This window comes from Paenibacillus sp. FSL R5-0749 (assembly GCF_038595085.1).
Classification (GTDB): Bacteria; Bacillota; Bacilli; order Paenibacillales; family Paenibacillaceae; genus Paenibacillus.
Genome location: NZ_CP152005.1, coordinates 4,159,662 through 4,180,199, shown reverse-complemented (window position 1 = coordinate 4,180,199; position 20,538 = coordinate 4,159,662). Strand labels below are relative to the sequence as shown.

Here is a 20,538-nt window from a genome sequence, read left to right as displayed (position 1 = left end):
TTATACTGAGAAAGGGCTCACGCTTCATAGTGGCGTCTGGATGGTCTTTGCATTTATTTTGGCTTCTAACGGAATGCATGCAGTGCTTGTCTGTTCGGACACTTTATTTGGTTTTAAACATCGAAACTATTTTCTTCGTCGATTAAAAGCACTTCTGCTGACGATCATGTTGGTGATTATAATCATATTTACCTTGTTGGTGTATAGCTATAGTAGTATTATTTTGCATTTCGATTTACTTCATGACATGAATGAAATAACAAAGCTGTTGATCACTATTTTGAGGTGGCCTGTCGTTTTACTGTTTTTGTTTCTCACGATTAAAATTGTGTATATGGTAACACCTAGATATCGAATCCCTGGAAAGTACTCCAATATCGGAGCACTTTTTACTAGCATTGTATGGGTGATTTCAACATTTGCTTACTCATATTACCTTAATCATTTTAATAACCAATACAGTGATTTATACGGGGATTTTGCCAATGTAATTGTGTTAATCATGTGGATGTACATTTTATCCTATGTATTTACTTTAGGTATTTCTATAAACGCATATCATTATCGGATTAAACAAGTAAGCTGATGATCACAGCTACATTCTTAAATACATATAGGAGCACCCATTGCTGGATACTCCTCGTCTGTGTTTAGTGCTCTCATAACCACCTGAGTCACTTCGTCCAGGTTTCAACAACTTTTAGGCTGTTATTCTCTTCGGCAAAGTGTAAAAACTGCATGACGTCCCCAGCAGTCTTTTCCCCTGTCTTCGTGTCCTCATTCGTTATTCTATAGTGAATGGCTGCCCAGTCACCGCTGATAAGCATATTATCAAAACGAATACGTTTGACCTCGGTCGCTGCGGCATAATTCTTGACGGAATCCTTGTACTCATCGAGAGTCATAGTCTCTGCATTAGTGTGATATTTCAGATCGCTACTATAGTACGTATCGGCCCAGTCACTCCAAGCATCAAAACCTTGGTTCCATCTATCAAAATCGCTATAAATGGCGCTTTGAATTTTTTTACCCATATCGGTATCAACCGTTGTCGGATAAGTAACAGGATATTTGGTTTCGAGATCTGTAGTGTTGGGGATCTTGGTGTTAACGATCTCATCTAATGCAGCTTGTTGTGCCGCCTTCGCTTCATCCGTTTGAGAATGGGTCAATGCGTCAAAATCTGCTCCCTTTGTACCGGCCCAGCCTTCAACAACTCGAGTTCCGAGCGGATTACCATAATCTTTGAAATGGACAAACTCCATTACACTTCCATCGGAAGATTGCTGGCTGCCTCGGGCAGTCGACGAGATGTCATATCGAATTGCTGCCCAATCATCGTTAATGATCATATTGTTGAAGTTACCCATCTGAATATCGGTAGACTTTAGCTGTGCATCCATAGCAGCCTGATATTCCTTCAATGTGAGTTTCACGCCGTGGACGTTATAGAGAGAGCCCTCTGTATAAAGAATGTCCCCCCAGGTTTCCCATGCCTCATATCCTCTATTCCAGTTTTCAAAACCATTTAGGAGTCTATTTTGTATATTCTTTTCCATCTCAGACTCAATTGGTGTTGAGTTAATAATTGGGAATTTAACCGCAAGTTCTTCAGTATTGTCATAGGAATCAGAAATACTGACCGCAGATTCGTCTGAACTCACATTCTCCTCAACTTGGGCAGGGGTTGGATCTGTATTATTTCCACAACCTACAGCAACGGTCATAATGGTCAAAGCTGTCAAACTCGCCGTCAACATTCTCATCGTAGTATTCTTCATCATTATTCTCCTCTCAATTCTTAAGTTACTTTCATGCTTCGCTATGCCAACTACCAAATTAAAATGATTAGCTTACACATATATTACAATTGAAAAAAAATTGTAACATCGTTCGAAGAGGCAGATCATTTCTGCCCTTTAGGGAACTCTGCATCATTTGCTCAGATCAAAATGAAAAAATCCGAAGAAGATTTATTATTTACTGTTGTTTACTACATATAAAAATTGAAGAAATAGAAAAATGAAATTTCACACTAACGATAGATTTTTATACAAAACTTGGTGGTTAAGCAAACGAAACAGAGTGGAAGCTCAAAGAAAAGCAAAGAGAGACCAACTTTGTCATTCTTCATGCTCCTCCTATCCACAGATACCCGAAAGGGCTGGATCAGATCCGCCCTTATGTACGATGTTGACCGTTCGTAATGAATATAAAATTAAATCATAAATTGAAGTAATTCATGGAGAGGGAGCATTCCAGTGATGAAACCAAAAATGATTGTAAATCCCGTTTCTGGGCAGCATAAAGCATATAAAACAAAGGCTTCAGTTATAGAGTATATGAAGAAGAGATACGCTTTAAATGATCGTGATATCTTTTACACAAGTAAAGAAAATCATAATTTAGGAGCTTCATTTTTTGAAGAATGTGATTCTTTAGTTGTTGCGGGAGGAGATGGAACCCTGCATTATGCAATAAACACGATTAAAAATCTGGGTCTAGATATACCCTTAGCATACCTGCCGACAGGTACAGTTAATGATTTTGGAAACGCGTTGAAATTACCACGATCCTATGAAGGATTCACGAGAATGCTAGAAAAAGGAGCGACCAAGAAGATTGATATCGGGTTGGCTGGAGAAGAATATTTTCATTACGTTGTGGCAGGTGGTGCAATGAATTCCATTAGCTATACAACCAATCAGACCCTGAAAAACGTGATAGGAGATAAGGCTTATTATTTGTCTGCTCTACCTAAACTCCCCCAAATATTATCGGGAACACATATTAAGATTGAATGTGACCATACAGAACAAGAACATGATGCACTACTCTATCTGGTTTCAAAATCAGCGATTATTGGCGGAATTGAGGGCATCGTTCCGGGTGCTAAAATGGATGACGGTCACCTTCATGTGCTTGTCATTCAAAAAAAATCATGGTTCAATACCTTGCAACTTCTGTTAGATATTAAAAATGGAAATCATCTTGGCCGTTCAGATGTGTTGTATTTTAAGACAAAGCGTTTAAGAATTACTCAATTTGGTGATGACATAGCAAAAGTTGGGATTGATGGTGAAATGCATACTACTGGGCTAATGGATATTGAAGTGATTCCTCGTGGATTAACGATGGTAGTCCCGTGTGGTTCAGATGTGGCGTAGATTCTGGATAGACTTATTATGTAGAAAGATTTAAAGAGATTTAAACGTTCTATATTTTAGGATAATACGGTTCCTCATTGGATCGAGTCAGGTGGACTGTATGTTCCTGTGTACCAACTTCAAGATGCTTATGTTCAATGGACCGAGTGAATGTACTAGTTTTAATTTTGACAATATTTTATGTGGTTTCTATAAAAGAGCAGAAGACAAAATAATTTTAATGAAGAAAATAGAGTAGGTAAACTGACTGTTATCTATTACAAGATAATGGTTTTTTTGCTTTATAATTAAGATTAAAATAACGAAAAATTTGTATTGAAACATAAACTTCTTTGTTGATTTTTTCACTATTATGACAACCACACATAGATCAAATGTAACTTATCCGCGATCATATTGTTAAAATAACTGCTGTTTCCTTTGGAAAATGCCGTGTTATCCACCGCTATTAAGCGCTTACAATGAGGAGGATTCATCACATTCATTGATCCATGCACAATCAAACACAAAAAGGGGGAGATCAAGAGTGAACAAAAGGTACATAAGTGGTTGTCTGGTCTTACTGATGCTGTTCTGTGATCTGGGACTGATGGTTCGTCCAGCGGCTGCGGAAGAAGCGAAAGTGAACGTGGCACTTAACAAGGCAGTTACGGTAAGTGAGGAAGATCTATTGAATGGGGGGCAAAAAGAAAAGGCGGTGGATGGCAATGGGAGTACTCACTGGAGTGCGAGCTCACCATCTTCTGAAAGCAATCCTCATTGGTTGACCATAGACCTAGGTACGCCATATGAGCTTTCCGGAGCGGAGTTGACTTGGAAGGACAAAGACCAAGTTATAAAATATTTGATTGAAGTATCAACTGACGGAAGTAACTGGTCAACTTTAGTAGACAAAACGACTAACGAAACAAAACAGACTGTTGCCAGTGAGGAATTCCAGACCAATACATCGGTTCAGTATGTGAAGGTCACGATTCCGTACTATGCGGGACCAAATTGGTGGCCAGGGATATCCGAGATTAAAGTCTGGGGCGAAGAGGAAGAAATTGATCCGTCAACCATTACGGCCTATGATGCTATACAGGTCAAAACAGTGGCTGGGGTTGCTCCCGTTCTACCGACAAAAGTGACAGCGCAGTATCTGATCGAAAAGTCGGGTTCTGTTCCAGTGGAATGGAATAGTATCAGCCCTTCAGAGTACGCACATGCGGGCAGCTTTACCGTAACGGGTGAAGTGTATGGAGCTCCTGTTCAACCGGAGGCCACTGTAATTGTTGAGGGATATCGTGAAGACTATGTTAGAGGTGTCGATATTTCCACATTGACTGCCATTGAGGACAAAGGCGGAAAATACGTGGACAGCAACGGAACAGAGCGTGATTTGCTCGATATTCTCAAGGATCGCGGTGTTAATTACGTGCGTCTTCGTCTGTGGAATGATCCACAGAAATCAGGGGGCTACAACGATAAGGAAGATGTCATTCGTTTGGCTACGCGGGTGAAGGAAAAAGGTATGAAAATCCTGTTGGACTTCCACTATTCGGATGAGTGGGCGCACCCGGGTCAGCAGCTTCGTCCCAAAGCTTGGGAAGGTCTTTCCCACGAAGAGTTGAAGCAAGCCGTATACAATTATACGGTTGAAGTTGTGGGAGAGATGAAAGCAAAGGGCGCCATGCCAGATATGGTGCAGATCGGTAATGAGATCAACAGTGGTGTTCTGAACGGCTTGAGCAGTGACGTCGATTTCGAGAAAAATGTTGCATTGCTTAAAAGTGGAATTGATGCTGTACGTGCAGTAGAAGGAGAGATCACCAATAACGCGGATAAGGTGAAGATCATGATCCATCTGGCTGAAGGCGGCAAGGCGGATATGTTCAAATGGTACTTTGGAGAGTTAAGTAAAGGCGGACTGGACTATGACATTATCGGACTGTCATATTACCCATTCTGGCATGGGACGTTTGCGGATGTACAGAATACGATGAATGAAGTGTCAGCCGAGTTTGGCAAAGATGTCATTATCGCCGAGACGTCCTATCCGTTTTCCTACAAAAACGGGGACGCGCATGGAAACATCATCGGGTCGGACGAAGCGCTTCATGTAGGGGGAGCAGACTTCCCCGCAACCGTTCAAGGTCAATATGATGCCATCGCCGGCATTATGGACATGATTGCAAATGTGCCGAATAATCATGGTGCTGGTTTCTTCTACTGGGAGCCAGCATGGATTCCGGCCGGTGTAGGCTGGATTGCATCTGAAGGCAATGCATGGGAGAACCAAGCGATGTTTGACTACGATGAATTTCCGGCTAACGGCGGCCATTCGTATGAAGGCAGAGCATTATGGTCCCTTGATGTGTACAAACGCGGATTAAATCTTCTGCCGGCAGACCGCCAACAACTGGCTGCGGCGCTTGCACGAGCCGAATCATTAGTCGAGACTGATTTTATTCCTGAAAGCTGGGGTACTCTGGCTCCGGCAATCTCCTCAGCGAATGCAATATACCAACAGGCATACACGCCGGGTGGCGTGACTCAAGCAGATACAGATGCAGCGACAACGGCATTAGAACATGTGATGCAGCAAATGCAGGTTATCCCTCCGCAGCTTGACGAGCTTCGAGCCAAATTAGCAGAAGGGCGTACGTATCAGCAGGCTGATTGGTCTGCGGCCACTTGGGCGGTGTTGACCAAAGCGCTGGAAGGCGCTGAGCAGGTCTTGGATGATCCAAGAGCAACACAGACGGATGCGAATACAGCGGTTAAACGTTTAGATGATGCGATTCAAGGTCTATCCAATGTGGACAAAACACAACTTCACCAGTACATTCAACAAATGCAGCAGCAGAACGAATCTTCCTATACACGCCGGAGCTGGTCTGTATTGCAACAATCTTTGCAGGCAGCGATTCAGGTCCGAGATAATCAAGCTGTTGTCCAGTCTGAAGTGAATTCAGCACTGAGTACGTTGAAACAGGCCTTTACTAATCTGGTCTCTCTGGAGGCTCTCACAACGGGTAAAACGGCAACGGCTTCAAGCAGTGCAGGAACTGGAGGCAATCAAGCCAACTCACCTGAAGGTGCGATTGACAACAATCCAAACACTTCATGGGGAACAGATAATAGTATTGATCGCTGGTGGCAAGTGGATTTGGGACAGGTTGCTAACCTTCGCAAGATCGAGATGTCGATGTGGAGTGGCGGCATCAAATACAAGATTGAAGTGTCCAATGATAACCAAAATTTTGTGAAAGTAGTGGACACCACAAATGATGTGGTTGTATCGACCGCACCTAGCCATGTTCTTCCAGAAGGCACGGAGGGACGTTATATTCGCGTAACGATTACAGCAGGTCCTACATGGGTAGGATTCATGGAATTTGAAGCCTACGGTACGTTCCCGGCGGACAAATCTGCACTGCAATTTACTGTAGATAACGCTGAGAAATTAAAACAAACGGATTACACGACTTCAAGCTGGAATGTATTCAGTAAGGCGCTTTCTGAAGCGAAGGCGTTCATGCTGGATGTTGAATCTTCAACGCAAGATGTAAGCAATGCGGATCGGTCGTTACAAGATGCTGTGAGTAAGCTTGTGCGTCAAGATAGCACACCTGGCCCTGGTCAGCCATCCCAACCAAGTGTACCTTCACAACCTTCCAACCCGGGCACAGCTCCTTCGACGGGTAATCCGGTTGTAACCCCACCCGTTGGATCGGGCACTGCACCAGAGAAGGGTTCAATAACAATAAAAGGAACAGCAACCGGGGATGACAAGTATTCGATTCGTCCGGATGCATCCCAATTAACTCAGGCACTGCAGTCCACGGATGCAGGAAATCGTACATTGAAGTTGATTGCAGATGTTCCTAATACAGCCAACACAGTTACATTCCAATTGGCTGCAAGTCAATTGGCAGCATGGGTTCGTTCCGAGGAAGTAAAATCTCTGGATGTAGTCGTAGGACAGACTACCGTTCGTGTTCCTCTAAAATCACTGCAGCTAACCATTGCAGAGACTGCGGGAACGTTCGACATTGTAGTGGCAAAAGGATCAACAGATGCACTATCCACATCTCAAAAAGCAGCAATCGGTCATCATACGGTTGTTGATGTGAATTTATTAATGAACAATAAGCCAATATCATGGACAAACAGAGCTATTGAAGTTGCTCTATCCAGTGTAGAGCAGCCTAAGCTGAATGATGTGGTTATGATCGTACATTCCATATCTCCAAGTGGAGAAATGAAACCTGTTACGTATTCCAAGTACGATGACAAGACAAAAACGATGACGTTCAAACCGCTGGAATCCGGCAGTTTTGTCATAGCAGAAGTTGACGTGCCACTACATGATTTGCAAAATTATAATTGGGCTCTCCAAGAAGTGCAGAACCTCTACGGTAAGGGAATCATTACGGGGATGAGCGCAACTCGTTTTGCCCCGCAAGGTGAACTGACCAGAGCACAATTTTTGCAAATGATTATTAAAGGCATTGGTGATGCACGCCAGTCCGATGCATCCATTTCGCTCCCAACGGATGTGAAGGAAGAGCAGTGGTATGCGGATTCAGTACGACTTGGCATTGAAATGAACATTATTCAAGGCCGAGCGGATGGAAGCTTCGGGGCCAACGAACGGATTTCACGAGAAGATATGGCCGTTATGCTGAATAGAGCTCTTCAGGTTGTGCAGCGTGAGCATGCGACCCATTCTGTACAAGGAAATATGGTGTTTGCAGACAACGACGAGATCGCGCCATACGCCAAAGAGGCTGTAGACTTGATGCAGCAACTTGGACTGCTGAATGGCATGCCTGATGGCACGTTTGCTCCGAAAGAAACGGCGAACCGTGCACAAGGGGCTGTTGCGGTAGCCAGATTGATGGAACGACTGTATTAGAAAATAACAAAGCAGGTAAGGAGATCGAATCAACTGATTCGGTCTCTTTGTTTTGCGGAAAAGAAGAGGTTTAGAACTTAATGCTTTTCGCCACATAGGCATATGAATCATTTGTTAATGTCGTATTGACAATATCAAATTCATTTGTTATCATTTCGATAATATCAAAACGACAATATTAAGAAATGAGGAATGAGCCATGTTTGGATTCCGATTTGCGAAGTTTCAACCCAGTGAATATGTCATGAAGGTGAAAAATGGTAAGGTACAACGTCAAGGCGTGGGATTGTCCTTCTATTATTATGAGCCGACCACATCGGTAGTGGTGCTGCCCGTGTCCTCGGTGGATGTACCATTCATGTTCGAAGAGATTACGGCGGACTATCAGACCGTTACAGTGCAGGGACAACTGAGCTATCGCATTGTAGATTATTTGAAAATAACACAGAGCCTGAATTACACGTACAATTTGCGCAAGAATCGGTATATTTCCGACGACCCCGGCAAACTGGATCAACGGGTAATCACCACAGCGAAAGTACTAACTAAGAAATATCTGGAGAAAATGCCGTTGAAGGAGGCCATTCAATCCAGTGAACGGCTGGCAAGCAGCATGAAACGCGAAGTTGTGCAGAGTGAAGAGTTGGAGAAACTGGGCGTTGAGCTGATGAGTCTATCCATCTTGGCCATTCTGCCCAATAAAGAGACGATGCGTGCATTGGAAGCACAAGCGCGGGAAGAGATTTTGCGTCAGGCTGATGAAGCGCTGTATGTGCGTCGCAATGCATCGATTGAACAGGAGAGACGAGTGAAGGAGAACGAACTGAACACCGAAATTGCCGTGGAGACAAAGAAACAGCAAATTCGTGAGACCCAACTGCATGCAGAACGCTCGGTGAAACAGAAACAAAACGAGATGGAGCAGGAGCAGCTTCAGTTCAATACAGCGATGGAGGAACGCAAGCAGCAGTTAATTGAGTTAACCATTGCCAATCACAATGCGGAAGCCGATGCCAAAGCGTATGAGATCGCTGCCGTGATGAATTCGTTGCAACATGTACAGCCGAGTGTACTACAAGCGATGGCAAACATGGGTATGAATTCCGATAAGCTGATCGCACTTGCATTCCAGGAACTGGCTGAAAATGCAGGCAAGATCGGACAGCTTAATATCTCGCCGGATCTGTTGCAGGGGTTGATGTCTCCCGCGCCGGGCAGAGATCAGGGAGGTAGAGGGCGATGAGATTAGGAAGAAGAGAGCAGACAGAGCAAGCAGGGAGATCAGTACGTCATCAGGCTGCGCCGGACGATCGAATGAGCGAGCACAAGCTCATTCTCGTTAAGCGTCGGACCCGACTGGAAGAGTTGGTAGTTCGATATAATACGGTGCAGCAAGCTCAGTTTTATATTGAACGTCTGGGCGCCGACTTCAGTGATTATATGGAGGAAGACCGTCGTTATCGGTTATCTGTGCAGCAGGCGCAGCAGCAACTGGGGCAATTGGGTCGTGTACAGACCATTGATCGGGAACATGTGCCGAACTTTATTTTTGGAGAGCAGGATATTGTGGTTGTGGTTGGACAGGATGGGCTTGTAGCCAATACCCTCAAATACGTAACCGAGCAGCCGCTCATTGGCGTGAACCCGGACCCGATGCGGTGGGACGGGGTGTTATTACCTTTTACTGTGGAGGATCTAAGCTTCATTGTTCCTGATGTCATTCGAAAGCAACGGACTTTGAAAGAAGTCACTCTCGCCAAAGTGGAACTCAATGATGGACAGTATCTATATGGTGTCAACGATCTGTTCATTGGTCGGAAGACACATGTATCGGCACGTTATGAAGTGCGTTTGGGTACATCCGTAGAACAACAATCCTCCAGCGGTATCATTGTATCTACAGGCATGGGATCGACAGGTTGGTTCAAAAGTGTGCTGGCCGGGGCCACTGGAATTGTAGGATCGGCGGCGTGGCAGAACATGAATTCGGAAGATGAGGTTGCTGTAGCATCCTCATCCATTCATGGAAGCAGGCAGGAGCTGAATCATTTTAACTGGGATGCGCCGTACTTGTATTTCTCAGTACGTGAACCTTTTCCAAGCCGAACGACTGCGGCCAACCTGGTGTTTGGACAGATCCATTCGAAGCAACCATTGCACATTGTATCCCAGATGCCGGAGGACGGAGTTATTTTCAGCGATGGGGTTGAGCAGGACTTTCTTGAGTTCAACTCAGGGGTGGAGGCTATCATTGGTTTGGCAGAGAGAAGGGGGCGTCTCATAGTCTGACCCTTTATTTCCAAGCCGTTTCCAACTAAAATGGGTAACTAGATGTGATACATTGACGTCAGGAAACGGAAAGAGGGTTAACGATGCAATCGATATTGTTGGTTGAAGATGATGCCAAGCTTGCAGGATTGCTGGCGGCTTATCTGAACCGAAATGGATTCCAGGTACAGGTCACCGGTGATTTTCGTCATGTATTGGATGAGTTCGTGAAGATGGAACCGGATCTTGTGCTGATGGATGTGAACTTGCCTCAATATGATGGCTACTATTGGTGCAGACAGATACGTACACATTCCATATGTCCCATTTTATTCATATCTGCTCGGGATAGCGGCATGGATCAGATTATGGCATTGGAACATGGAGCGGATGATTATATTACAAAACCTTTTCAATATGAAGTTGTGCTTGCTAAAGTCCGCAGTCAGCTGCGCAGAGCCTATGGTTCTTACGCTGCTGTGCAGCAGGAAGTGAAAGTGAATAACGGTCCCATGATTCTCTATCCTGAGCGATTCGTATTGGAATATGATGAACGCTCTACAGAACTGACTCAGAAGGAAGCGATACTGGTGCAAGCGCTGATGGTGAAGGCAGGTCGAGTGGTCAGCCGGGAAAAATTGCTAGAACAGATGTGGGAAGATCAGCATTTTATTGATGATAATACGTTGAATGTCTATATTACACGTGTACGTCGGAAGTTGAAGGAACTGGGAGCAGAAGAGATTTTGGAGACGGTTCGCGGAGCGGGTTATCGCGTGTTGGATCTGGGCGCTTCTGCACAAGGACAAGGGAAATGAAACTTTTTCTGAAAGACCACCAGATGTTAGTTGGATTTTATGTGCTGCAGATGCTGCTTGTTCCGTGTGTATATTGGCTCTCTGGTGAAGATCGTCCGATGAAAATTATCCTCTATGGCATGCTGATTAGTACCGTTGTGTTACTGGTCTATCTGGTCGTACGTTACTTCCAGCTACAAGCGTATTATCATCTACTTCAACAACCACGTAAATGGGTAAACGAGTCTTTTCAGACCCTTGGAAATTCGGTTGTGGCTGAGGCTATCCAGGAATTGTTACACGAACTGGAGCGTAATCGGCAGAACGAGATGGGTCAGTTACGTACTAGCAAGGAACAGCAGGTGGTATTTATGAATCGCTGGGTTCATCAGATGAAGACACCGTTGTCTATTATCCAACTGACCTTGGAAGACGTGGAAGATGAGACGGCTGGCAGCATTCAGGATGAGCTGGATAAAATGCGTAAAGGACTTGAAATGGTCTTACATTCATCCCGGCTTGAACAGTTCGAAGGAGATTTTCGTGTGGAGCTGCTGTCTCTGCAAGAGGTACTTCGGAGCAGCATTGCAGAGAACCGACGTTTGTTTATACGCAGAGGTATTAAGCCGGATATCCGCATGGAGGAAGATCTTAAGATCTATAGTGATTCCAAGTGGCTGCGGTTCATGTTCACCCAGATCCTGACCAATGCGGTGAACTATTCCGATAGCAAATCAGGCAAAAAAGTGATCATTACCGGCTATAAACAGGAAGAGCGTACAATCCTGGATATTCAGGATGAGGGAATCGGCATCTCGTCCGAGGATATTCATCGTGTGTTCAATCCCTATTTTACAGGTGAACGCGGCAGGCAATACCATGAATCTACGGGAATGGGATTATATCTGGTTCGTGAGATTAGTGCACGCCTGGATAACCGGGTAGAGTTATTTTCAGAGCTGAATAAGGGAACATTGGTTAGATTCAGCTGGGTTCATACGAAAGTTCCGCAGTAAAGAGCGCTTTGCCCACAGCCGTGGGTGAGGTGTTTTTTTTATATAGACACCAAAGTTATGGAGGCAGGGGAACAGAACCTTAAACGTACTGTAAGGAAAGTTTAAGGTAATTCGATAGCACCGTTACGGAAGGTCAGTTAGGATAAGAATAGGATTAACATATAAAGAGTAATAGATTCGGAGGGGAATACACATGGAAATGTTACAAGTATCAGCACTAAGCAAGGTATATCAGGGCAAAGTGCAGACTCAAGCCCTTAGTGATATTCATCTGACAATCAAGCAAGGTGAGTTTGTGGGCATTATGGGCCCGTCCGGCAGTGGCAAAACCACATTGTTAAACATGGTCTCAACCATTGATGAACCCAGCTCAGGCAAGGTGCTGATTAATGGCATGAACCCGTTTGATATGAAAAAGAAAGAACTTGCCATGTTCCGGCGTCGGGAACTCGGGTTTGTCTTTCAGGATTTCAATCTGTTGGACACGCTGACGGTTGCCGAGAATATTGTACTTCCATTGACACTGGACAAGGTCAAACTGAAGGAGATGGAGAGTAGACTACAACGCATTACAACCAAGCTTGGGATTGATCATATTCTGGACAAACGAGTGTACGAAATCTCGGGCGGTCAGCGACAGCGCACAGCCATTGCGAGATCCATGATCAATATGCCTTCAATTGTATTGGCGGATGAACCTACGGGCGCATTGGATTCTACTTCATCTCAGGCTGTCATGGAGTCGCTTGAACAGATTAATCAGCATGAGAAAACGACCATTATGCTGGTGACACACGATCCCCTTGCAGCAAGTTATTGCAATCGAATCGTATTTATCAAGGACGGGAAACTGGCAGCGGAGGTACACCGCGGAGATAATCGGCAGACGTTCTTCCAGCGGATCATTGATACGTTATCCTTCTGGGGAGGGAATTCACATGAGCTTTCCTCAGTTCGCGTTTAATAACATTCGCCGTAATGGGCGAGCGTATATTGCTTTTTTTCTAAGCAGTGTGTTTATGGTCATGATTTTCTTCGCTTATGCAGTGTTCATCTATCATCCGTATGTGACAGAGTTGCCGATGGGTGACACAACTGCTATGGGGATGCAGGTGGCTTCGATCATTGTATATGTGTTTGCATTTTTCTTTGTCATGTATTCCATCAGTGCTTTTCTCAAATCACGGAACAAGGAGTTTGGCATTCTAACCATACTTGGTGCGGAGCCTGGACAGATTCGGAAATTAATTATATTGGAAAATATGTTGATCGGCTGTCTTTCCATTATTGCGGGTATCGGCGGAGGCATGTTGTTGTCGAAGCTGTTCCTGATGTTAACCACTCGTTTTATCGGGATGGATGATCTGCCCTTCTATTTTCCGGTGAAAGCGATTCTGATTACCATCGGGGCATTTCTGTTATTATTTTTCTGCATTTCACTTTTCACATTGATATTTATCGGAAACAAACGGACGTTAGAGCTTTTGACAGGGACCAGCAAACCTAAAAAAGAACCCAAAGCTTCGTGGTTCTTCTCACTTCTGGGCCTGACATTACTTACAATCGGATTTGTAGTACTCCGCAGTAAATTGAGCGGCGGTACGATCTTACTCGCAGCAGTAACAGGCATCGCGGGGACGTATTTTTTCTACTCACAACTTTCCGTGCTCATTATACGGGTATTAAAGCGTAATCGTAAAACGGTATGGCATGGTACTCGTCTGTTATGGATCTCAGAGATGAGTTACAAAATGAAGGATAATGCTCGCATGCTCTTTATGGTGACCGTGGTCATTGCGATTGCTTCGATGAGTGCAGTTGTGATTTTGTCACTGGATCAAGAGAACCGGGAGCAATTTACCAATAACGATTTTGCAATCCAGTACAATGTGTACACACCTACGGATCAAATGGATATGAGCGCTATTAATTCAGCACTTGAAGCCGCAGGCTTGGATTATCAGCAAATGTATCTGGAGTACTTCTGGTCGGATGCGGATCAGAGTGCTGTCTCGGTTATGCCACTTAGTCACTACAACCGATTCAATACAATTCTAGGAAAAGAGACATTCCAATTGGATTCAAATTCAGCATTGTTCGTAGATTCCCGGAATGAGAAGGATCAGGCTCAGATCGATCGCAACAGGTTTCGCAATTTTTCGGAAGGAGACACATTGACCTTGAATCTAGAAGCTGGCCCAATGCAAGCAAGAGTTACAGCTACAGATGTGGAGCCAAGGTTTGCAACCTTAATCTATTCAACAGGTGTAGTTGTCCTCCCGGATGAGAAGTTTGAAGAGATCACACAACAGGTCCATGAAAATAGGTTATCTGGCAAAGTTCTGTATCAGATTCCTGCCTGGGGTCATGCAGTACCTGACCGGCACTCCTCGGAAGCCATGGTTAGCGATCAGTTACTTTCGTCCGCAGATACCATTCGAAGCGATAATGCTTCGGATGAGAATTACTCCGGATATCTGAGTACACGGTACGGTGATTTTGAAAGATTCAGACAGGGGACAGCACTATTTACCTTCTTGGGCATATTTATCGGATTGATCTTCTCCATCTCTTCCGCAAGCTTTCTGTATTTCAGACTGCATACCGATCTTGAAGCGGATGGAAAGATGGTGCATTCTCTTTCGAAAATGGGTCTCAGTTTCCAGGAGATGAAACGATCATCCACCGTTCAGATTGCTATTCTGTTCTTTTTACCGATCGGGGTAGCTATCATTGAAACGTTGGTCGTGGTTAAGCCATTTCTTACTGAATTCGGTATTACCAATTATACGATGCCGGTGTTGACTGTATTTGGTGCCTTTGTACTTGCACAGACGTTTTATTTCATCGTTATACGTTCGAGATATATCGCTTCTCTGCGCAAAATGATGGTGTAACCATCTTAAAAACAAAGGGTCGTAAGGATCGACCATGATTTGTTCATTGCCTGCATTCCTTGATTCAGATCAAGGAAATGCGGGCTTTCTTGCGATAAGATGAATGTATTCACAGATTATATTATCGAGGAGGAAGATTAATCATGAGTATTACGTCATTGCAAGAAGTCAAAACATTCAGCGAGGATCGTTTTACGAAACGGGTATTATTCCAACAGGGTGGGGGAGTGACCTTTGTCCTTCATTTTCTGCCAGGACAAGAGCTTCCCGTCCATCAACATCCGGGCACAGACGTTATTCTGCTGGTGGTCGAAGGCACAGGCACACTTATTCTGGATGGTGAAGAACAAGTGGTGAATCAAGAGGATGTAATCCATTGCGGCGGCGAGGTAGAGTTCGCATTCCGTAATACAGGAGAACAGGAAGTTCGTTTGTTCGTGGTGTTAAATAAAGTGCCAGCAGCATCGTATGCAAAGGACATCTAAGATCCAAAATCATGGAATAGATACAATGATTCACTGATCGGCACGAATATAAGGGGGAACTCTATTCTGGAGTTTCCTTATTTATTTTTTTATCCAAAAATCACTGCATGTGTCCGACAAGGCCATTTCGTAGGAGACGATCCAGTGCAAGTCAATCCTTCGCAAAACAAAAAGCATACCTGGGTCTGAGAGAACATCAGATATCAGGTATGCTTTTTCATATTCCGTCAGCAACTTGTTCATTCATCCGGTCTATCGTCATTCGGCCTAGAAGTATCCCAGCATTTCCTTGGCTTCATTCGACATCCGCTGTGGAGACCACTGTGGCTCCCACACGACTTGAACATCAATATCAGTCTTGCCCGTATTTTCCTGCAAAACCCACTTCACCGCACCAACGATGGTATCGTGCAGCGGACAACCTGGTGTAGTCAGTGTCATCCGCACATGTACTCGTTCAGGTTCTTCTCTTACTTCATACACCAGACCCAAGTCAACGATATTGACACCTAATTCAGGGTCATACACTTCCTTGAGACATTCGAGTAAATGCGTCGTTTGTTCCACCTTTTCCACGCTCCGATCGATTTCATAATTTTAACGTCTGAATACCAAAGCAATATTTGCGATATAAACGATGGAGACAAGAGACAAAATCGTTCCACCAACCATCATGACCTCCGCCAGATTAATCAGAATTCCACTGACAAGCAGCAGGCTTCCAGCCACCATGGCGAGCATACCCCAATTGACATACCGTTCACTCAGCATACCTGCCATCAGCGGTGTTCCGGGTCTGCCTGCCTGCTTGCCATATTTGTGGGTCCACCACAGAAAAGGCACGATTTTGGAGGCATAGCCTAGTATGGTGAGAGACACCCAGCCCCCGAGATATATCCATCCAGACAACAGAACAACACGTGGATGGAGCAGCAGTTCAGTCCCTTGTGCGGAATAGATCAGTAGGGCGACAGCATATGCGGCAAATGCACGGCTTACATACACAGACCAGCGAATGCCTGGACCTGGGTTGCTTTTGTGTCGTTTCTCCTGAATTTGCTCCAAGTGATACACATAGACGAGTAAGGCTGCGGTAAGGAGAAGTAGCGCGAACCAGAGCCAACCTCCCTTGAGCCCAGTGAGAAATGCAACAACGCCTGTGATTACCGCTGCGTTCCACAGAACTAGGACCACTTTCTGTAATCGAATGGAATAATTGTGGGACAGGTAGAACATGGGCAGCATTTTGTAACTAAAACCGGTAATTAACATGCCAAACCAGCCGAGTGTACCCATCCAGATGTGTGCGCCGAACAAGCGTTCATGCAAGCCATTCCAATCACCAAAGGCAAAATTCAGACCCATCAGCATACCGGACAACCCGGTAAGAACCAGATAAAGACAGGAACAAGCTGCGCTGATCGTTACCGGATTCCATTGTGAAGCTCGGAAGAGGGTAATAGCCATATTCCATCCGAACAACAGAATGCCAGAGAGCGCGAGTGCAGCAGAACCGGCAATCCAGATGACATCAGCATGAATGAAGCCATATAACATGCCCAAGATACCGATACTGAACAAGAAATAATGACAATAACCGAGAAACAGACTATAGATATTGGATTGCAAAATAACATGTATCAACTGATATATCGCACCCATAGCCAGCATCGTTGCCCATCCAAGCACAAACAAATGAGCATGAAACCAGCCTTCGGGTCCTCTGAGTTCATCACCAAGCCAGCCTGTCAGCGAGAGCAGGGAGAAGACATGATACATTACAAATCCAAAGATGCCCGTGATGATAAAAAGAAACGGCAACCTGGACATGGCTTTCGCCTCCTTACCCTTTTTCAATTCTCACTTTGGCTGTGCCATCGGTTTGATCTTCAACCGTGTAGGTGCAACCGAGATTATTCAACTCTTCAATCAGGAATACAGGTACACGGTCATTGTGGATCAGCACGACTTCCCCAGACTTGCAACGATCCAGAGCTGCGAGTGTTCTCACCATGGGTTGTGGCGGTTCCAATCCGCGATTGTCCAGTATAATGGTGGGAGCCTGTAGAGATTCTAGGTTTTTAAATGCAGCAGGTTGCTCCTCTGGATGTCCATGGCATGAAGCTGATTCTTCATCTGAATCAGGTTCTAAATTAACTTCTGATCCAGATAAAACCATTGCAGAAATTGCCTTTGCACCGGTTTTATTTTTTTTGTGCACAAACGTGGTGACCCAGTGATCTGAAGCCTTTCGTTCCGATGTGCTGGAGTATCCTTTCAGCTTGAGAATACCGAGCAGAGGTGTTGGCTTGAATGGAGCGTGCAGTACAAACACATCGTCACGCTGAAGGCCTTTGACCGTGTCCATAATCAGCTGAAACGGCTCCACCTTGTTACTCAGATGAGGACGCACATCCAATTCAACAACATGAACATCAGATGGATACATGTGCGTTCACATCCAATCCTGCTCCAGTTCCAGCCGTCTGCTGTACTAACTGTAGAGATGATTCATACAGGCCGGCCATCCCACCGTACAGTGCATAGAAGAATGAATCCGGCGCACTGAGGGAGAAGGACAGATAAGATTTGGGGTCTATGCTGAGCATCTGTTCAAATAGTCTTGCACTGTCATAGGCGTAAAAACAGAAATGAGTATATTCGAACACCGGCATTTTTTCGTAAATGGTAATAATCTCTTGCGCATATTCGGCCTGTTCACGCTGTGCCATCTTCACCATGGTTATGGCATCTTCCAGCCGTAGCGTGATGCGAAGTGTAGTATCATCAATGATTTCAACGTGCGCCATCGCGGTTCAGCTCCAATCTATAGTTTGCTGATTTTGACCTGGAAGGTTGTAGGGCCCTGCTCAATATATTCCCAGTTGAAACCATCCGGATGTGTGGACTGGAACTGGAATCGAAGTGGCTTTGGATCGTGATCGTTAATGAGCAGCATGGATTCCTGTGGTCGCAACTGATCAAACGTTTCGAAAATCACTTTATGTTTCAAATGCGGTGCATACTCCGTGGCATTAATGGTTGCTGTGTATGTGTTCATGTGTCATTCCTCCAATTAGGGATAGTGTGGTGTTGCAATTTGATTATAGGAAATGTGAAGAGGGATCTGTGTGAGCCTGCTCACATATTTGCAATGTCATTGTCTCGCCTTATATGACGGGATTCTGCATACGCAAAGAGACCTTAACGTGGGTTACGGGCGCTAAGGTCGTTTTGTGCAAACACAGTTTTATTGTTAGAGTGTGGGCCAAAAACAAAGTAGCCTGGGTGCAGGGAGATCAAGTATCCCTTTGCTGCTTCAAAGCTTGCAAATCATGAATGATAATCCGGTTGCGATCTACTTCGAGCAGATTCTCTTTTGTAAGCTGGTTCAAAAGCCGATTTGCTGTTTCCCTGGTTGTACCAATGGAATTGGCAAACTCCTGATGGGTCATGGGCAGATTGATGACAATATGTTCTTCATGTTTGTGTCCGTGCTGCTCTGCGAGCATGAGAAGGAAGGAAAGCACACGATTGCGCACATCCTGACCAGAGAGCACCTGTAACTTATCCTGCAATTCTCGTATTTTATCACCGAGCACACGCATAATTTTGATCGCAATGGAGGGTGTACTCAACATTAATCGTTCGAAAAGCCGCACAGGTATGGCAAGTAGCTCGGTAGGGGTAATTGCTTCCGCAGTAGCCGGGTAGGGGTGCGCGTTAAAAAAACCGGTGTGTGGGAACATATCTCCTGTTTTGAGGAAAGAGACGATCTGTTCATGCCCGTTCTCATCGGTTTTGTAGGCCTTTACAATGCCGGTACGTATGAAAAAAACAGCTTCTTTTTCGCTTCCTTCGCTGAAAATAACCGATTTCTTCTGAATGCTTCTGGAAATGGCGATGTCTTCGACTTGCTTTAATTCCTCGGGGCTAAGATCCTGGAAGATGGGGAACTGTTGCAGAAACTCCGCTGTGTTATCTTTGTTTACCCTACTCATGAGAATCTCTCCTCTCTGTGCTCATATTTCTGAACTACGACATCATTTTATCATAGCGTGATTTTTAAACACATCAGGTGATATAGATCACCGTAAAGCCACATCACTGTTTTTGATTGTTCAACCAGGGTTAATGGAATGATAGAAGCTAGAATATGATTGAACAAGAGAGGGGTCGACCCGGATGTGGACTGCATTCATGTGGGGCGGCATCTCTGCCTCAGCGGTAGTCATTGGCGCACTCGCAGCATTGTTTGTGAAGATTCCCAAACGAATCATTGGCTGGATCATGGCATTTGGAACAGGAACATTAATTGGTGCTGCAACCTTTGAACTTCTCGGAGATGCGCTGAATGATGGAGGTATTATACCCACAGCCATTGGATTTACAGCGGGGGCTGTTGTGTATACGCTGTTTGACCTGCTCGTCTCTGCAAAGGGAGGGGCAGGGCGTAAACGTTCGGCAAAGTCGGGAGACTCCAATCAAAGCGGCCTTGGAATCTTTGCAGGAACGGTAATGGATGCGATCCCGGAATCCATCATGCTTGGAGCCAGCTTGCTAGCTGGCAACGGTGTCAGTGTAGTCCTGGTGGTATCGATCTTTGTCAGCAACATCCCTGAAGGTCTGTCCAGTACGGTTGGGCTACAGGGCAAGTACAGTCGAGGTAAAATCATGCTGATGTGGCTGAGTGTCCTGTTGATCTCTGCTCTTGCGGCACTGGGGGGCTATCTGTTTCTGGAGCAGCTTCCCAAAGAGATGGGTGCAGCGATTGGTGCATTTGCAGGTGGCGGAATTATTGCCATGATCTGCTCAACAATGATGCCGGAAGCCTTTGAAGAGGGCGGGCCAGTAGTGGGATTGATTGCATCCATGGGACTGCTTGTGTCGCTGTTGTTGGATATCTGAATAACTGGACCATACGAAAGAGTATCCGAACAGAAGCCCTTCTGTACGGATACTCTTTTTGGCATAAACAGACTGCTCGCACCTGCAAGCTTGCTTA

At 45.0% G+C, this 20,538-nt stretch carries 17 protein-coding genes; 10 read left to right on the top strand and 7 right to left on the bottom strand.

Going from position 1 to position 20,538, the window contains the following annotated elements:
• Window positions 1-674: 674 nt before the first annotated feature.
• Window positions 675-1,784: a nuclear transport factor 2 family protein gene (locus MKY85_RS18525; RefSeq protein ID WP_342570505.1), complete on the bottom strand. Its 1,110-nt coding sequence runs from the start codon at window positions 1,782-1,784 to the stop codon at window positions 675-677.
• A gap of 480 nt (window positions 1,785-2,264) precedes the next feature.
• On the opposite strand from MKY85_RS18525, the gene MKY85_RS18520 reads away from it, so the two are divergent.
• The 9 genes from MKY85_RS18520 to MKY85_RS18480 all read left to right on the top strand — a co-directional run bounded on the left by MKY85_RS18520 (window position 2,265) and on the right by MKY85_RS18480 (window position 15,533).
• Complete coding sequence (locus tag MKY85_RS18520; protein WP_339235001.1) at window positions 2,265-3,167, top strand: YegS/Rv2252/BmrU family lipid kinase; 903 nt, start codon at window positions 2,265-2,267, stop codon at window positions 3,165-3,167.
• A 526-nt stretch (window positions 3,168-3,693) separates the two neighbouring features.
• The gene (locus MKY85_RS18515) at window positions 3,694-8,070 is read left to right on the top strand and encodes a glycosyl hydrolase 53 family protein (protein WP_342570504.1); all 4,377 of its coding nucleotides are present in this window, start codon (window positions 3,694-3,696) and stop codon (window positions 8,068-8,070) included.
• Window positions 8,071-8,269: 199 nt separating this feature from the next.
• Window positions 8,270-9,313, top strand: coding sequence for an SPFH domain-containing protein (locus MKY85_RS18510; protein ID WP_342570503.1), 1,044 nt, complete (start codon window positions 8,270-8,272; stop codon window positions 9,311-9,313).
• A 71-nt stretch (window positions 9,314-9,384) separates the two neighbouring features.
• Window positions 9,385-10,359: a sugar kinase gene (locus MKY85_RS18505; protein ID WP_342573419.1), complete on the top strand. Its 975-nt coding sequence runs from the start codon at window positions 9,385-9,387 to the stop codon at window positions 10,357-10,359.
• A gap of 83 nt (window positions 10,360-10,442) precedes the next feature.
• Window positions 10,443-11,156, top strand: a complete 714-nt coding sequence (locus MKY85_RS18500; RefSeq protein ID WP_342570502.1) for a response regulator transcription factor — start codon at window positions 10,443-10,445, stop codon at window positions 11,154-11,156.
• Entirely contained in the window at window positions 11,153-12,151 is a 999-nt protein-coding gene (locus tag MKY85_RS18495; protein ID WP_342570501.1) for a sensor histidine kinase, read from the top strand. The genes MKY85_RS18500 and MKY85_RS18495 overlap by 4 nt, the downstream gene beginning before the upstream one ends.
• Before the next feature lie 193 nt (window positions 12,152-12,344).
• Entirely contained in the window at window positions 12,345-13,115 is a 771-nt protein-coding gene (locus MKY85_RS18490; RefSeq protein WP_342570500.1) for an ABC transporter ATP-binding protein, read from the top strand.
• The gene (locus tag MKY85_RS18485; RefSeq protein WP_339256053.1) at window positions 13,090-15,048 is read left to right on the top strand and encodes an ABC transporter permease; all 1,959 of its coding nucleotides are present in this window, start codon (window positions 13,090-13,092) and stop codon (window positions 15,046-15,048) included. Before MKY85_RS18490 ends, MKY85_RS18485 begins: the two co-directional genes overlap by 26 nt.
• Window positions 15,049-15,191: 143 nt before the next feature.
• Window positions 15,192-15,533 (top strand): cupin domain-containing protein, encoded by a 342-nt coding sequence (locus MKY85_RS18480; RefSeq protein WP_339234985.1) that lies wholly within the window; start codon window positions 15,192-15,194, stop codon window positions 15,531-15,533.
• Between the two features lie 267 nt (window positions 15,534-15,800).
• On the opposite strand, the gene MKY85_RS18475 is transcribed toward MKY85_RS18480, so the two are convergent.
• The 6 genes from MKY85_RS18475 to MKY85_RS18450 form a co-directional block, all read right to left on the bottom strand.
• Entirely contained in the window at window positions 15,801-16,100 is a 300-nt protein-coding gene (locus MKY85_RS18475) for a metal-sulfur cluster assembly factor (RefSeq protein ID WP_339234983.1), read from the bottom strand.
• A gap of 30 nt (window positions 16,101-16,130) precedes the next feature.
• A complete protein-coding gene (locus MKY85_RS18470; protein WP_342570499.1) occupies window positions 16,131-17,363 on the bottom strand; it encodes a hypothetical protein in 1,233 nt (410 codons plus the stop codon).
• Window positions 17,364-17,376: 13 nt separating this feature from the next.
• The gene (locus MKY85_RS18465) at window positions 17,377-17,982 is read right to left on the bottom strand and encodes a DUF2249 domain-containing protein (RefSeq protein ID WP_342570498.1); all 606 of its coding nucleotides are present in this window, start codon (window positions 17,980-17,982) and stop codon (window positions 17,377-17,379) included.
• Complete coding sequence (locus tag MKY85_RS18460) at window positions 17,969-18,343, bottom strand: hypothetical protein (RefSeq protein ID WP_342570497.1); 375 nt, start codon at window positions 18,341-18,343, stop codon at window positions 17,969-17,971. Before MKY85_RS18460 ends, MKY85_RS18465 begins: the two co-directional genes overlap by 14 nt.
• A 17-nt stretch (window positions 18,344-18,360) precedes the next feature.
• Window positions 18,361-18,594 carry a DUF2249 domain-containing protein gene (locus tag MKY85_RS18455; RefSeq protein WP_339234973.1) on the bottom strand — a complete coding sequence of 78 codons (234 nt, stop codon included), beginning with the start codon at window positions 18,592-18,594 and terminating at the stop codon, window positions 18,361-18,363.
• A 238-nt stretch (window positions 18,595-18,832) separates the two neighbouring features.
• Window positions 18,833-19,534: a Crp/Fnr family transcriptional regulator gene (locus MKY85_RS18450; protein WP_339234970.1), complete on the bottom strand. Its 702-nt coding sequence runs from the start codon at window positions 19,532-19,534 to the stop codon at window positions 18,833-18,835.
• A 184-nt stretch (window positions 19,535-19,718) separates the two neighbouring features.
• Here MKY85_RS18450 and MKY85_RS18445 point away from each other — a divergent pair, with 184 nt between their 5' ends.
• Window positions 19,719-20,441, top strand: coding sequence for a ZIP family metal transporter (locus MKY85_RS18445; protein ID WP_339234968.1), 723 nt, complete (start codon window positions 19,719-19,721; stop codon window positions 20,439-20,441).
• Window positions 20,442-20,538 lie beyond the last annotated feature (97 nt).

Coding starts and splice junctions, on each gene's coding strand:
- MKY85_RS18525 (WP_342570505.1), bottom strand. CDS start 1,784: ATGATGAAGAATACTACGATGAGAATGTTGACGGCGAGTTTGACAGCT.
- MKY85_RS18520 (WP_339235001.1), top strand. CDS start 2,265: ATGAAACCAAAAATGATTGTAAATCCCGTTTCTGGGCAGCATAAAGCA.
- MKY85_RS18510 (WP_342570503.1), top strand. CDS start 8,270: ATGTTTGGATTCCGATTTGCGAAGTTTCAACCCAGTGAATATGTCATG.
- MKY85_RS18505 (WP_342573419.1), top strand. CDS start 9,385: ATGAGCGAGCACAAGCTCATTCTCGTTAAGCGTCGGACCCGACTGGAA.
- MKY85_RS18500 (WP_342570502.1), top strand. CDS start 10,443: ATGCAATCGATATTGTTGGTTGAAGATGATGCCAAGCTTGCAGGATTG.
- MKY85_RS18495 (WP_342570501.1), top strand. CDS start 11,153: ATGAAACTTTTTCTGAAAGACCACCAGATGTTAGTTGGATTTTATGTG.
- MKY85_RS18490 (WP_342570500.1), top strand. CDS start 12,345: ATGGAAATGTTACAAGTATCAGCACTAAGCAAGGTATATCAGGGCAAA.
- MKY85_RS18485 (WP_339256053.1), top strand. CDS start 13,090: ATGAGCTTTCCTCAGTTCGCGTTTAATAACATTCGCCGTAATGGGCGA.
- MKY85_RS18480 (WP_339234985.1), top strand. CDS start 15,192: ATGAGTATTACGTCATTGCAAGAAGTCAAAACATTCAGCGAGGATCGT.
- MKY85_RS18470 (WP_342570499.1), bottom strand. CDS start 17,363: ATGTCCAGGTTGCCGTTTCTTTTTATCATCACGGGCATCTTTGGATTT.
- MKY85_RS18465 (WP_342570498.1), bottom strand. CDS start 17,982: ATGTATCCATCTGATGTTCATGTTGTTGAATTGGATGTGCGTCCTCAT.
- MKY85_RS18460 (WP_342570497.1), bottom strand. CDS start 18,343: ATGGCGCACGTTGAAATCATTGATGATACTACACTTCGCATCACGCTA.
- MKY85_RS18455 (WP_339234973.1), bottom strand. CDS start 18,594: ATGAACACATACACAGCAACCATTAATGCCACGGAGTATGCACCGCAT.
- MKY85_RS18450 (WP_339234970.1), bottom strand. CDS start 19,534: ATGAGTAGGGTAAACAAAGATAACACAGCGGAGTTTCTGCAACAGTTC.
- MKY85_RS18445 (WP_339234968.1), top strand. CDS start 19,719: ATGTGGACTGCATTCATGTGGGGCGGCATCTCTGCCTCAGCGGTAGTC.